11 protein-coding genes are annotated in these 13,521 nt (G+C 54.3%); 9 read left to right on the forward strand and 2 right to left on the reverse strand.

Going from position 1 to position 13,521, the window contains the following annotated elements; translation table 11 throughout:
- The first annotated feature begins 17 nt into the window (after positions 1–17).
- The 9 genes from DRW39_RS10990 (at position 18) to DRW39_RS11030 (ending at position 12,140) form a co-directional block, all read left to right on the forward strand.
- Entirely contained in the window at positions 18–1,319 is a 1,302-nt protein-coding gene (locus DRW39_RS10990; protein WP_198664851.1) for a WcaI family glycosyltransferase, read from the forward strand.
- Between the two features lie 23 nt (positions 1,320–1,342).
- Positions 1,343–2,719 (forward strand): exopolysaccharide biosynthesis polyprenyl glycosylphosphotransferase, encoded by a 1,377-nt coding sequence (locus DRW39_RS10995; protein ID WP_232830141.1) that lies wholly within the window; start codon positions 1,343–1,345, stop codon positions 2,717–2,719.
- A 67-nt stretch (positions 2,720–2,786) separates the two neighbouring features.
- Positions 2,787–3,914, forward strand: a complete 1,128-nt coding sequence (locus tag DRW39_RS11000; RefSeq protein ID WP_116107095.1) for a glycosyltransferase family 4 protein — start codon at positions 2,787–2,789, stop codon at positions 3,912–3,914.
- Positions 3,915–3,938: 24 nt separating this feature from the next.
- Positions 3,939–5,054, forward strand: a complete 1,116-nt coding sequence (gmd, locus tag DRW39_RS11005; protein ID WP_116107096.1) for a GDP-mannose 4,6-dehydratase — start codon at positions 3,939–3,941, stop codon at positions 5,052–5,054.
- Positions 5,055–5,460: 406 nt separating this feature from the next.
- On the forward strand, positions 5,461–7,038 hold the full coding sequence (locus tag DRW39_RS11010) for a DUF1800 family protein (protein WP_116107097.1): 1,578 nt from the start codon (positions 5,461–5,463) through the stop codon (positions 7,036–7,038).
- Positions 7,039–7,049: 11 nt separating this feature from the next.
- On the forward strand, positions 7,050–8,618 hold the full coding sequence (locus DRW39_RS11015) for a DUF1501 domain-containing protein (protein ID WP_116107098.1): 1,569 nt from the start codon (positions 7,050–7,052) through the stop codon (positions 8,616–8,618).
- A 177-nt stretch (positions 8,619–8,795) separates the two neighbouring features.
- Complete coding sequence (locus tag DRW39_RS11020; RefSeq protein WP_116107099.1) at positions 8,796–9,755, forward strand: UDP-glucuronic acid decarboxylase family protein; 960 nt, start codon at positions 8,796–8,798, stop codon at positions 9,753–9,755.
- 114 nt (positions 9,756–9,869) lie between these two features.
- Positions 9,870–11,186 carry a UDP-glucose dehydrogenase family protein gene (locus DRW39_RS11025; protein WP_116107100.1) on the forward strand — a complete coding sequence of 439 codons (1,317 nt, stop codon included), beginning with the start codon at positions 9,870–9,872 and terminating at the stop codon, positions 11,184–11,186.
- A gap of 21 nt (positions 11,187–11,207) precedes the next feature.
- On the forward strand, positions 11,208–12,140 hold the full coding sequence (locus DRW39_RS11030) for a GDP-L-fucose synthase family protein (RefSeq protein ID WP_116107101.1): 933 nt from the start codon (positions 11,208–11,210) through the stop codon (positions 12,138–12,140).
- Positions 12,141–12,278: 138 nt separating this feature from the next.
- Here the strand turns inward: DRW39_RS11030 and sucD are convergent, their stop codons facing one another.
- Positions 12,279–13,151, reverse strand: coding sequence for a succinate--CoA ligase subunit alpha (gene sucD / locus DRW39_RS11035; RefSeq protein ID WP_116107102.1), 873 nt, complete (start codon positions 13,149–13,151; stop codon positions 12,279–12,281).
- Positions 13,152–13,192: 41 nt separating this feature from the next.
- Positions 13,193–13,510 carry a hypothetical protein gene (locus DRW39_RS11040; protein WP_116107103.1) on the reverse strand — a complete coding sequence of 106 codons (318 nt, stop codon included), beginning with the start codon at positions 13,508–13,510 and terminating at the stop codon, positions 13,193–13,195.
- Positions 13,511–13,521: the final 11 nt, after the last annotated feature.

Below are 13,521 nucleotides of genomic sequence, written 5' to 3' on the forward strand. Positions count from 1 at the left end.
GTCCCAGCCGAGCCCTATTGGCTCACCCAAATTGCGATCCGGTTTTTTCCGGCCGTTATATTGATGTGAGAATACTTATTTACGGCATAAACTACGCTCCCGAACTTACCGGCATTGGTAAGTACACGGGTGAGATGGCAACCTTCTTCGCCGCCGCAGGCGACGATGTAGAGGTTATCACGGCTCCGCCGTACTATCCGCATTGGGAGATCAAGGAGGGATACGATCGGGGATTCCATACCGAAACAGTCGATGGCGTGACGGTGCACCGCTGTCCACTTTACGTGCCCAAAGAGGTTACGGGGATGCGGCGTATACTGCATGAGTTTAGTTTCGTCTTGAGCTCCATGCGTTACTGGATACCCCGATACTTTCGGTCGTACGACCAGATCATTTGCGTCAGCCCGCCCTTTCATCTGGGCTTTCCCGCACTAATTCACAAGTGGTTCCGGGGAACGCGCGTGCTCTACCATATCCAGGATTTACAGGTTGACGCGGCCCGCGATCTTGGCATCATCAAGCAGCAGTGGTTGCTTCGCCTGTTGGAGCGGGCGGAGAAGTGGTTACTTCATCGGGTAGATACGGTGTCTACCATCAGCCAGGGGATGCTGCTTAAGGTTACCAAGAAAAGTATTCCAGCCGACGATATCGTCCTTTTCCCGAACTGGGTGGACGGAGATCTCGTATTTCCGGTAACACGCGCACAATCTGCGAGATCAACGTGGAACATACCACCCAATGATCGCCTTATACTTTACGCTGGTAATCTTGGCGAAAAGCAAGGATTGGAAAACGTTATTGAGTTAGCCGATCGGATGCGCCAGGTTCCTAATTTGCAATTCCTTATTATTGGGGAGGGAGGCGCGAAAGCGCGCCTCGTAGCAGATGCCCAGCGTAGAAAACTTCCTAATCTAACTTTTAAACCCCTTCAGCCCCTATCACAACTCGCAGCAACCCTGGCTGCAGCGGACGTGCACCTTGTTTTACAGAAAAAAGCGGCGGCAGATCTTGTGATGCCGTCCAAACTGACAAACATTCTAGCTGTTGGAGGACATGCATTAATAACTGCTGAGCAAGGCACAACTTTGTACGAGCAAGTAAAAGACAATCACCTTGGAACTTTAGTGGCTCCCGAGGATTTGGACGCACTGGAGACAGGGCTGAGAAAAATTTTAAGCGGCCAACGGGCCAATGACAGCAGTGGTGCACTCACCTTTGCCGCAGAACATTTGGATAAGCGGAATATACTTTTTGGTTTTCGACAGATTTTGACACTGAACACTAAACAACACAATTCATGGAACTCACATCACAGTTAGCTGCATCCCCGCATACCCGGGTCATGCGGTCGACGCCGCATCGCTATGATTTAATAGCGACGGATTTTATCCTTATCAACCTTTCGTTTTTTATAGCGAGCTTGATCACTTATGGTGTTTTCGACTACAGTTCCGCAATCACCGGACGTAACATAGCTTTAGTCGTGTTCGTCAACATTGCTTGGGGATGGCTGTGCGTCTACTTCAATGCGTACCGGTGGTACGAGCGCGTCCGGATGGAGCAGCAGCTATCCAAGGTCTTCAAAATTATCATCTTCCTGTTGGCCTTTACCTCCCTTTTCTACTATAATATTCTAGGAGAAGCTCCCCATACGCCCTTTATTCTTCTGGCGCACGGCCTGGCGCTGATCCTCGTATCAACGGGTCGGGTATTCCACCGGCTGCGGGAAGAAAGCCCCTTCGAAAAATTCCGCTACGTTATTGTAGGTGGAAAGGCTGAAAACTTACAGCAACTATTCAAGGCCTTCGACTACTGCTTCCCGGGTAGCGCGGAACTGGTCGGCCGTTTCGGTAATACGCCCCATGCGAACGTTAGCAACATCGGCGGTTACCACGATCTCAAGGCCTATTTAGAAGGCCAACCCAATATCGACAAGCTCATCTTCTTCTACAGCGATCTGACGCTCGAGCAAGAGCGGGAGATCATGCATATCTGCGAAACTCAGTTTATAGACGTCGAGGTTGCCCCGCGGGAGACCACAATGTTCCCGCGTACATATAAGAGCCAGCAGCTAGGCGATCTGAGTATGCTAACGCTGAAGGAGGAGCCGCTCACCGCACTGCGGAATAAATTCATGAAGCGGGTTTTCGACCTGGTTGTGAGTTCCATGGTGATCCTGCTCATCTTTCCCATCCTGATGCCCATCGTAGCTATCGCTATCTATCTGGAAGATCCGGGCCCCATTTTCTTCCGTCAGGAACGCACCGGCTATCTGAACAATGTATTCCGGATGTGGAAATTCCGTTCCATGCGCGTGAACGATCGCTCAGACAGCAAGCAGGCCACCCGGAACGATGACCGCATTACTAAGGTAGGCGCCTTTCTCCGCAAGACCAGCCTGGACGAGTTTCCCCAGTTCATCAATGTATTTACTGGCGAGATGTCCGTTGTCGGCCCCCGCCCGCATATGCTCAAGCATACGGAGGAGTATTCCCGCCTGATCGACAAATTCATGATTCGCCACAAGGTGAAGCCTGGTGTTACCGGCCTTGCACAGATAAATGGCTACCGTGGACCAACCGATGAGGTTTGGAAGATGGAGAAGCGCGTCGAATACGACGTCTGGTACCTGGAGAACTGGAGCATCCTAATGGACATCCGTTGCGTAGTGATGACGGCCTACAACGCTTTTATCAAGGGCGAGGAAAACGCGCTGTAATCCCAGCCGGTTTCTTAGTCGGGCACATGCCGCCTTCATTGGTGGTTCGTCCAATTAACCTGATTCTATGAAGATTCTGATCTCCACCCCGGTCTTTAAGCCGATGGTAGGAGGCATGGAGACGCTTGCGAATAATTTCGCGGTCCACTTTACCGAGCGAGGACATGACGTGACACTCGTTACCCCGATACCGTACGACGGGGTAGATGATGAACCGTACCGCATTGTGCGGCAACCCTCATTTAGCGAATTTTACCGCCTCGCGAAGCATACCGACATCATCTTTTCGAACGGGGCTAGCCTATACGCGGCTCCACATGTCCTGTTGACCGGAAAGCCCATCATCATGCGCCATACCGGTTATCAGGTAGCTTGCATAGACGGTGCCGGCTGGTACGACGGCAAGCTGGCCCCGCTGCGTCCGATCCCTTCTTTTCGTTTTCACCTCAAGCACGGGAAATTGGGCAATACGCTACGGGGCATAGCTAAGGTCACCGCTCTGCGGACTTTCGCCAAGCGCTTCGTGACCGTGAACGTAGCTATTTCGGATTGGATGATGCGCCAGCATCCCCTACCCAACCAGCTACGGATTCATAACCCATTTCCTATCTCAAAATTCGTAGGCGGTCGGAACACCTCCGGCGAATATGCTTATGATTTCTTCTTTTTAGGACGCCTGGTGACCGAGAAGGGAGTAAATCTGCTCGTTGAAGCATTTGCCACTGTGCAGGAGCGAGCCGGTAACCGCTATCGTTTGTGCATCATTGGTGATGGACCGGAGCGGCCCCGACTGGAAAAAATGGTCCGGGAAGCCGGTCAAAGCAATTTCGTCACCTTTACCGGGATGCTCACGAAAGACAAACTGGTCAACCAGATGAAGGAGTGCAAAATTGCCGTACTCCCCTCTACCTGGGAGGAGCCCTTCGGCGGTGCGGCTTCGGAAATCCTGGCTGCCGGGAAGAATGTTATCGTATCCCGGGACGGCGCTCTTTCCGAAATTGTAGCCGAAGCCGGACTCACTTTCCCCAACAACGACAGTCAGGCATTGGCCGATGCCATGCAACGGCTAATCGAGGATGAACAACTACAGGAAGAACACCGCCGCAATGCCGTGGTCCGCCTGGAGGCGTTCAACGAGGATGAACTGATTGACGAATACCTCACTCTATTTAACCGCGTACTTGCGGAAAATTGATTTTTACCCTGAAGAACCACGCATATGTCTAAAGTTGCCCTTATCACCGGAGTTACCGGTCAGGACGGAGCCTACCTTACCGAGCTATTGCTTAGCAAGGGTTATGAAGTCCACGGCATTAAACGCCGCGCATCGCAATTCAACACCGACCGGATTGATCACCTGTACCAGGATCCCCATGTCTCGGACCGCAACCTGATTCTTCACTACGGAGACCTGACCGATTCGACCAACCTGGTCCGTATCGTGCAGGAAGTTCAACCCGATGAAATCTATAACCTAGCGGCGATGAGCCACGTCAAGGTGAGCTTTGACATGCCCGAGTACGCCGCCGATGCGGATGGTATAGGAACGCTGCGCTTGCTGGAAGCTATTCGCCTCCTCGGGCTGACGGACAAGACCCGTTTTTACCAGGCATCTACATCCGAGCTTTACGGCTTGGTCCAGGAGGTTCCTCAGTCGGAAAAAACACCCTTCTACCCGCGTTCTCCCTATGCCGTGGCAAAAATGTACGCATACTGGATCACGGTGAACTACCGGGAGGCTTATAATATGTTTGCCTGTAACGGTATCCTGTTCAACCATGAGAGCCCCCTTCGCGGTGAAACATTTGTGACCCGTAAGATTACCCGGGCGGTAGCCAAGATCTCCCTTGGGTTACAGGATAGCCTTTACCTGGGCAACCTGGACGCACAACGTGACTGGGGTCACGCCCGGGATTACGTTGAAGGTATGTGGCGTATCCTGCAACAGGACGAAGCGGAAGATTTCGTGCTGGCTACCGGTGTTACGACGCGGGTACGGGATTTCGTACGGATGAGTTTCCGGGAGGTGGGCGTCGAACTCGAGTTCAAAGGTGAAGGCGTTGATGAAGTAGGGGTAATAGCCTCCGTAAACAATGACGACTTCCCACTCGCGGTCGGTACCACCGTCGTGTCGGTGGATCCGCGATACTTCCGCCCAACCGAAGTGGAACTGTTGCTGGGCGACCCTACCAAAGCCAAAACCAAGCTGGGCTGGGAACACAAATACGATCTTGCAGCCATGTGCTCCGAGATGGTCCGGGCCGATATTGATCTATTCCGTCGCGATCAGCTGCTCAAGCGAGAAGGATTTGAGATCCGAAATCAGTTCGAATAGGGCACTCATCCGAATTCACAGGAAAAAGTTTACTCCCCTCCGAAATAAGCCGCTTCATTTTGGGGTTACTAATGCACACGCCGATTCGATGCTCCTCCGGCAGGGAGCGCATGAAGTTATCTAAATAGTCGAATCGTGCACCAACTGTTATTGTTAAAACAAGCGATTTTTTGAATTTGCCAGCTAATAGTTTGCACGTTCATCATTTCGCCTGTAGTTTTGCTGCCGCTTCGAGACACACTAAGCTGTGACGTTGCTTTAATCACGGTATTCCAATTTGCATAACACTCTTGATTAGATCCTTACGGCGTAAGCTGTCGGGGCCTCACCTGATTGTTGTTTGTCTTAAAATATCCGTGATTTGTCTGACCAGTCTCTTACACAGTCTCCTCCTGTTGTCGCGTCCATGCCCCGATACTCCGGGCCCTGGAATCGCGAAGCAGCCGCTCATCTGCTCCGGCGTACCACGTATGGCCCTCGTATCGACGAGATAAACAAGGCTTCTAAAGATGGCCTTGATAAGACGCTCGATATCGTACTGGGCAGCTACGAGATCCCCCACCCCCCACTTAAGTACCGCGATGGCTACGATCCGGCCGTTAAGCTAGGAGAAACCTGGGTTAACACGCCGTACATCGGCACCAACAAGTACCGGAATTTCTCTTTCCGGTCTTGGTTCTACAATACCATGCTGCTCGAGAAGAAGACGACTATCCGCGACCGGATGGTGTTCTTCTGGATCAACTACTTCGCTATCCATGGTGAGCATGGTGATGCCCGGTCCGTATACCAATACGTAAAACTGTACCAGGAGCTGGCCCTCGGCAACCTGCGTACCATACTGGAGCGCATCACTATTGAGCCCCAGATGCTTTCCTGCCTGGACGGCACCCTTAACCACAAGGATAATCCGAATGAGAACTACGCCCGGGAGCTTATGGAGCTCTTCACCGTCGGCAAGGGAGAGCTGATCGCCAAGGGAGATTACAGCACCTTTACCGAAAAGGATGTAGTGGCTCTCGCCCGTGCACTTACCGGTTGGGTCAACCTGGATTTCCGGTACAGCGAGGAGGAAGTTCCCGTTGCCGCCAAATTTGAAAAAAGCTACCACGATACCGGTGATAAGCAGTTGAGCTACCACTTTGGAAATCAGGTTATCCGGAACGCCGGAGCCGATGAATACAAAGTGATCATCGATATCCTGCTCAAGAGCCCGAATACTTCGTTGCACTTCGTGCGCCGGCTCTACCGTTACTTCGTTGACTATAAGATCACCGATGAAGTGGAACGCAAGGTGATCCAACCCCTTGCCCAGACGCTGGTTGCCAACAATTACGAAATCAAGCCGGTCCTTCGCGAGCTGTTCAGTTCCGAGTTCTTCTACGAAACCGAGATCCGGGGCTGCATCATCAAGAACCCGATCGACCTGCTGACCAGCTGCTTACGGCCATTCCGCGAATACGAACACGTTGACTGGATCGACCTGCGGTACCGTTACGAGATGGGTGAGAACTACTCGGGCTACTGCTATTCCATGCAGCTCGATTTCCAGCAACCCCCCACCATTTCCGGCTGGAAAGCCTACTATGACGGCCCGCAATACCACCGTCACTGGATCAGCCCGGCGCTCATGCAGCAGCGTTACTGGATGGTCAAGAAGGTCACCGGCCGGAACTTCCACATTGACAATAACCTCCTACCGCTGGATCTGCACTCCTTTGTGCAGAGTCTGACCGATCCCCACGACGTAAATGAGGTAGTCAAAGAATTCATTCTAATTTTCATGCCCCGTTCGGTTGACGAACAGCAGTTTTTAAAGTTAAAATCCTGGCTTCTTCAGGGATCTTCCGAGATGGTCTGGTCAACGGAAATGACCGGTTATCTGGCCCACCCGAACAACAGTTCGTACGTGCGCCCCATCGAAGACCGGCTGTATGACTTCATAGAGAAGTTCTTCGGCATGGCTGAATTTCAACTCCAATAAGTAAAGATCTCATGAAAAGAAGAAATTTCCTCCAAGGCGCCGCAGCGCTTACGATCCCCGCACTTATGCCAATCACGGGTGCCCGTGGTGGTGTAAATCGCTTTACGAATCTCATCGCCCCGGACAACGACCGGGTGCTGGTGATCATCCACCTCTTCGGCGGCAACGACGGTCTGAATACCGTGATCCCCATCGATCAGTACGATAGCCTTCATTCCGTACGCAACCGCTTTACGATCGACGAGAGCAAGGTGCTAAAGGTGACCGATAAAGTGGCCCTTCACCCCTCCATGGACGACATGCAGGTGCTGTTCAAGGAAGATCGCCTGAAGATCATTCAGAGCGTAGGCTACCCTAACCCTGTCCGCAGCCACTTCCGCTCCACTGACATCTGGACGTCCGGTTCCTCCTCCGAGGTATTCGAACCCACCGGATGGGTCGGTCGCTACCTGGAAACGGTATACCCCGGCTTCCCGGCAGGCTATCCCTCCAGCTCGCAACCGCACCCTCCCGCCATCTCCATCGGTGACGTTTCCCACCCCACTTGTGAGGGAACCAGTGGAAACCTTGCCCAGACGGTACTGGACCCCAACAACACGCAGGAGCTCAACAAGCTCATGAACATGACGCTGCCGGACGATCGGTACGGCAAGGAGCTGGACTTCATTCGTACGACGATGACCCAGACCAATGCCTACAACCAGGTCATCGAGGAGGCAGCTAACCGCGGAAAGAACGCGGTTGCCTACTCTACTTCCGGAAACGATCTGGCCGGACAGCTTCAGAAAGTTGCCCGGATGATTGCCGGCGGTCTCAAGACCAAAGTCTACACCGTTTATATGGGTGGTTTCGACACCCACGCCCAACAGGTGCTCAACGACACCACGAACGGTAAGCACGCTCACCTGCTGCGGTACCTCAGTGACGCGATCGGTGACTTCCAGCGGGATCTCCGCGCTCAAGGCCTCGAAGAGCGCGTGATGGGCCTGACCTTCAGCGAATTCGGTCGGCGTATTCGTCCCAACGCGAGTATGGGAACCGACCACGGCGATGCGGGACCCATGTTCCTCTTCGGCAGCTGTGTCAACGGGGGCGTTCTCGGTAAGAACGTCGAGGTTGACAAGGACGTCAGCCAGTCCGACGGTGTTCCGATGCAATTCGACTTCCGGGATGTCTACGGTTCGATTCTGGTCGACTGGTTCAACGTTATGAGTTCCCAGGTCCGCGATCTGCTCCACGAAGACTTCCAGTACATCCCGGTAGCCGATACCTGTAACGATAAGCTGAATAGCGCCAGCGCGGGGGAAACCACCGACGACGGATGGTTCATCGGTCAGATCTACCCGAACCCCGCCAAGAGCGAGGTGCGCGTAACGATTGAAAGCCCGACCGCAGGCAACATGCGCTACTCCCTGTTCGATGCGCGCGGACGCCTGGTGCTGGTCAACCAGATCAAGGTTTCCGGGCGGCAGGAACTGGTCCTCTTCAACCGGCCGAGTCGCCTCCCCTCCGGCACCTACGTACTCCGTATGGCCACCGAGGGTGGAAGCAGCCTGACGCGTAAGATTCTTTTCGAATAAGATCTCCCCTCGCGAGATTCAAGTTTATATCCATTAAGACAACCACTTGCCAAGTTACCTTTACCAGGGAAGCGAACCGCTTCCCTGGTTTTCTTTTTTATCTCACCTTTGCACCTTTAAATCTGTTAATCAAAAATTTCCGGTGATTTTCGCCGCTTAGACTACAACAGCACCCAAATGCGTAAAGTACTAATCACCGGCGCCGCCGGCTTTCTTGGTTCCCACCTGTCCGATCGCTTTATAGCCGAAGGATTTCACGTGGTGGGGATGGACAATCTGATCACGGGATCGATGGATAACATCGCTCACCTGATGCCCCGTAAAGAATTTGAGTTCTATTACCACGACGTGAGCAAGTTCGTCCACGTTCCCGGAGACCTTGATTACATTCTCCACTTCGCCAGTCCCGCCAGCCCGATCGACTACCTCAAGATGCCGATCCAAACACTTAAGGTTGGCAGCCTGGGTACCCACAACCTTCTAGGCCTCGCTAAGGCCAAGAACGCTCGCATGTTGATTGCATCTACCAGCGAAGTCTACGGTGACCCCCTCGAGCATCCCCAAAAGGAGAGCTACTGGGGCAACGTTAACCCCGTCGGGCCCCGGGGCGTGTACGACGAGGCCAAGCGCTTTCAGGAAGCCATGACCATGGCTTACCACACCTTCCACGGCGTGGAGACCCGTATCGTCCGAATCTTCAATACCTACGGTCCCCGGATGCGGCTAAACGACGGGCGGGTGCTGCCAGCCTTCTTTAGCCAGGCTATCCGCGGACAGGGACTAACCGTTTTTGGAGACGGCAGTCAAACCCGTTCCTTCTGCTACGTCGATGATTTGGTCGAAGGCATTTACCGCCTGCTCATGAGCGACTACGCTCAGCCGGTGAACATCGGCAATCAGGACGAGACCACCATCATGCAGTTCGCCGAGGAAATTCTGGAACTCGTTGGTAACGACCAGGCGCACCTGGACCGTCGCCCCCTCCCCGTCGACGACCCCAAGGTCCGCCAACCCGACATCAGCGTGGCTCGGAAGGTTCTCGACTGGTCGCCCAAAGTCACCCGTGAAGAAGGCCTTCGCCGTACGCTTCCCTATTTCCGGGAGGCCGTAGCTCGCGCCGACGCCGAAAAAAGCTAATTAAATTTGTAACCGGGTAGTATACCAGCAAAACGGCTCTATTGAGCGTCGTTCCTGCGCTACGCCGCCCTATTCTTATAACCCCGATCTAAAGATCATTTCAGACCTTACACTATGAAAATTGCAGTAGTAGGCACCGGATACGTCGGACTCGTAACCGGAACCTGTTTCGCCGAAACCGGCAACGAAGTAATCTGCGTTGACATCGACTCCAAGAAAGTCGAGCGCATGCAGAAGGGCGATGTTCCCATTTACGAACCCGACCTTGACGTCCTCTTCGAGCGTAACCAACGGCAGGGACGCCTCAAATTCACTACGGACCTGAAGGAAGCCGTCGATGCTTCCGAAATTATCTTCCTCGCTCTGCCCACGCCTCCGGGCGAAGACGGCCAGGCCGACCTCAAGTACATTCTCGGAGTTGCTAAGGATCTATCCACCATCATCACGAAGTACACCGTGGTGATTGATAAGAGTACCGTCCCCGTCGGCACCGCCGAAAAGGTACACGCCGCCCTCGCCGAGAATCTGGACGAGAGCCTCTTCGACGTCGTTTCCAACCCCGAATTTCTGCGGGAAGGAGTAGCCGTCGATGACTTCCTCAAGCCTGACCGCGTCGTTATTGGCACGGACAGCAAGAAGGCGGAAGAAAAACTCCGCCGCCTCTACGAGCCTTTCGTACGCAGCGGCAACCCGATCATCTTCATGGACGTCCGCTCCGCGGAAATGACCAAGTACGCAGCCAACTCCTACCTGGCTACCCGTATTTCTTTCATGAATGAGATCGCCAACCTCTGCGAGAAGGCCGGCGCCGATGTAGACGCGGTCCGTCGCGGCATGGGTAGTGATACCCGGATCGGCAAGCGGTTCCTCTTCCCCGGCGTCGGTTACGGCGGCTCCTGCTTCCCAAAGGACGTACAGGCGCTGGCGCATACCGCCGGCCAGCATGACTACCAATTCCGCATCCTGAACGCGGTAATGGATGTCAACACCAAGCAACGCTTCCGGATTGCCGATAAGCTGGAGGCGCACTACGGCGACGACCTGGGCAATAAGACCATCGCGCTGTGGGGTCTGGCCTTTAAGCCTAACACCGACGATATCCGGGAAGCTCCCGCACTCTATACCATCGATCGCCTGCTCGAGGCGGGTGCGACGATTCGCGCGTTCGACCCCGAGGCAACCGAGCACGTCCGCTCGATCTACGGTGATAAAGTGACCTTCTGTGAAGATCAGTACGAGGCACTGGAAGGCGCCGACGCGCTGGCCATCGTTACCGAATGGGCCGTATTCCGGACCCCGAGCTACGACAAGATGAAAGAGCTGCTTAAGGAGCCGATCATTTTTGACGGTCGTAACCTCTACGATCCGGAACGCATGCGGGAAAACGGCTTCCATTACGACAGCATCGGCCGCCAGGCGGTCGAAGCCTAGTTGCGTAATACCCAGCAAGGAATGTCTCCCAATAATAAGATTTACGTCGCCGGCCACCGTGGAATGGTCGGCTCCGCCATCGTGCGTCGACTGGAACGGGCGGGTTACGATAATATCGTAACCCGCACCAGCCGGGAACTCGACCTGCGCGACCAAAAGGCGGTAATGGAATTCTTTGCGACCGAGCAACCGGAGTATGTCTTCCTGGCCGCTGCCAAGGTGGGCGGAATTCTCGCTAACAATACCTACCGCGGGCAGTTTCTCTACGATAACCTCATGATCGAGGCGAACGTCATAGAAGCAGCCCGGGTCTACGGGGTTAAGAAGCTTCAGTTCCTGGGCTCGTCCTGTATTTATCCGAAGATGGCTCCCCAGCCGCTCACGGAGGATGCCCTGCTGACCGGCCCGCTGGAGGAAACGAACGAACCCTACGCCATTGCCAAGATCACCGGCATAAAGCTGTGTGACGCCTATCGCTCACAGTACGGCTGCGATTTCATTTCGGTAATGCCAACTAACCTGTACGGGCCCAACGATAACTACGATTTGCAAAGCAGCCACGTGCTGCCCGCCCTCATCCGTAAGTTTCACGAGGCCAAAAAGGAGCGTCAGCCGGAAGTCGTCATGTGGGGTACCGGTTCTCCCAAGCGGGAGTTCCTCCACGCCGACGATTTGGCCGATGCCTGTGTCTTCCTCATGGAGGAATTCAGCGACTACGGCTTTGTCAACGTCGGAACCGGAGAAGACCTGAGTATTCTCTCCCTGGCAGAGACAATCAAGAAGGTCGTCGGTTACAAAGGCAAAATCACGCACGACCTCAGCAAGCCGGACGGAACGCCGCGTAAGCTCATGAACGTGGATAAGCTACACGGTATGGGCTGGTCGCACGATATCGACCTACGGGAAGGTATTGAGCGGGTCTACGCCGATCTGCAGGACCAGGAGTGGTATTAGGTCGCTCTCGATCTTACCGCTGAAAGATTAAAGGGGATCACGACGTTGTCGTGATCCCCTTTTTTTGTCGCGGCCAGCGGTCGCGTTTTGCTGGCGCTGTCGGAGACAGCTTCGTACTTCGCGGGTGGAAGCCGCGTTTTACCGGCCGAGGGCTTTGACCATCGTCGTACCAATGTCGGCGGGGCTCTTCACAACGTGCAGGCCGCACTCTTCCATGATTTTCATCTTGGCTTCGGCGGTGTCCTCATGCCCACCGACGATAGCACCGGCGTGACCCATTGTACGGCCCTTGGGAGCGGTCTGCCCGGCTATGAATCCGACGACCGGCTTCGTGCCATGTTCCTTAATGTAGCGGGCGGCATCGGCTTCCATGGTTCCACCGATCTCACCGATCATGATGATGCCCTCGGTATCCGGGTCATTCATCAGCAATTCTACTGCATCCTTGGTCGTGGTACCGATGATCGGGTCACCGCCGATACCGATACAGGTGCTCTGTCCCATTCCGGCTTTGGTGACCTGATCGACGGCCTCGTAGGTGAGGGTACCCGAGCGGCTGACGATACCGATCTTACCTGGATTGTGAATAAATCCGGGCATGATGCCGCATTTAGCTTGTCCGGGAGTGATGACGCCGGGGCAGTTTGGTCCGATCAGACGGGTATCGTAATCGTCGATGTAGGAACGCACCTTCACCATATCCTGTACGGGGATGCCCTCGGTGATGCAGATGATCACTTTGATCCCGGCATTAGCGGCCTCCATAATGGCATCGGCGGCAAAGGGGGGCGGTACGAAAATGACGGATACGTCGGCACCGGCCTCCTTGACGGCCTCCGCTACGGTATTGAAAACGGGGCGGTCGAGGTGGGTTTGCCCACCCTTTCCGGGGGTGACGCCCCCAACGACATTGGTGCCGTATTCGATCATCTGTTCGGCGTGGAAGCTGCCTTCCTTACCGGTGATGCCCTGTACAATTACGTTTGAATCTTTCGTGACTAGAACTGCCATCTTAAATTTTAAAAGGTTTCTGGTTGGGTCCGTTTGGCCCCCTATTTATCTACAATGATGAAGACATCCTCATCGTCTTGTTGCATATAGTAGTTCTCCCGGGCAAACCGCTCGCGATTCATCTCCATGTGCAGCTTCTCCGCCTCCGCTTCCGCCGTCAGGCGGTCGTAGCGTTCCAGGTCAGCCTCCAGTCGGTTGACGGTACTGTGAAGTCGAAACTGCGTACCTACATCGTGCCGGTCCACAAAGATCATCAGCACCAGGAACAACAGCAACGTGACGAAGTACCGGTTACGCAGGTAAGCCGGAATACTATTCCAGTACGTGGCGAGCGGGTTAGTCGTTTTACGGCGTGCCATGGTCGGGTGAT

Origin of the sequence: Lewinella sp. IMCC34191 (genome assembly GCF_003390935.1) — a bacterium.
GTDB lineage: Bacteria > Bacteroidota > Bacteroidia > Chitinophagales > Saprospiraceae > Neolewinella.

Coding starts and splice junctions, on each gene's coding strand:
- DRW39_RS11020 (WP_116107099.1), top strand. CDS start 8,796: ATGCGTAAAGTACTAATCACCGGCGCCGCCGGCTTTCTTGGTTCCCAC.
- DRW39_RS11015 (WP_116107098.1), top strand. CDS start 7,050: ATGAAAAGAAGAAATTTCCTCCAAGGCGCCGCAGCGCTTACGATCCCC.
- DRW39_RS11025 (WP_116107100.1), top strand. CDS start 9,870: ATGAAAATTGCAGTAGTAGGCACCGGATACGTCGGACTCGTAACCGGA.
- sucD (WP_116107102.1), bottom strand. CDS start 13,151: ATGGCAGTTCTAGTCACGAAAGATTCAAACGTAATTGTACAGGGCATC.
- gmd (WP_116107096.1), top strand. CDS start 3,939: ATGTCTAAAGTTGCCCTTATCACCGGAGTTACCGGTCAGGACGGAGCC.
- DRW39_RS11000 (WP_116107095.1), top strand. CDS start 2,787: ATGAAGATTCTGATCTCCACCCCGGTCTTTAAGCCGATGGTAGGAGGC.
- DRW39_RS11010 (WP_116107097.1), top strand. CDS start 5,461: ATGCCCCGATACTCCGGGCCCTGGAATCGCGAAGCAGCCGCTCATCTG.
- DRW39_RS11030 (WP_116107101.1), top strand. CDS start 11,208: ATGTCTCCCAATAATAAGATTTACGTCGCCGGCCACCGTGGAATGGTC.
- DRW39_RS10995 (WP_232830141.1), top strand. CDS start 1,343: ATGCGGTCGACGCCGCATCGCTATGATTTAATAGCGACGGATTTTATC.
- DRW39_RS11040 (WP_116107103.1), bottom strand. CDS start 13,510: ATGGCACGCCGTAAAACGACTAACCCGCTCGCCACGTACTGGAATAGT.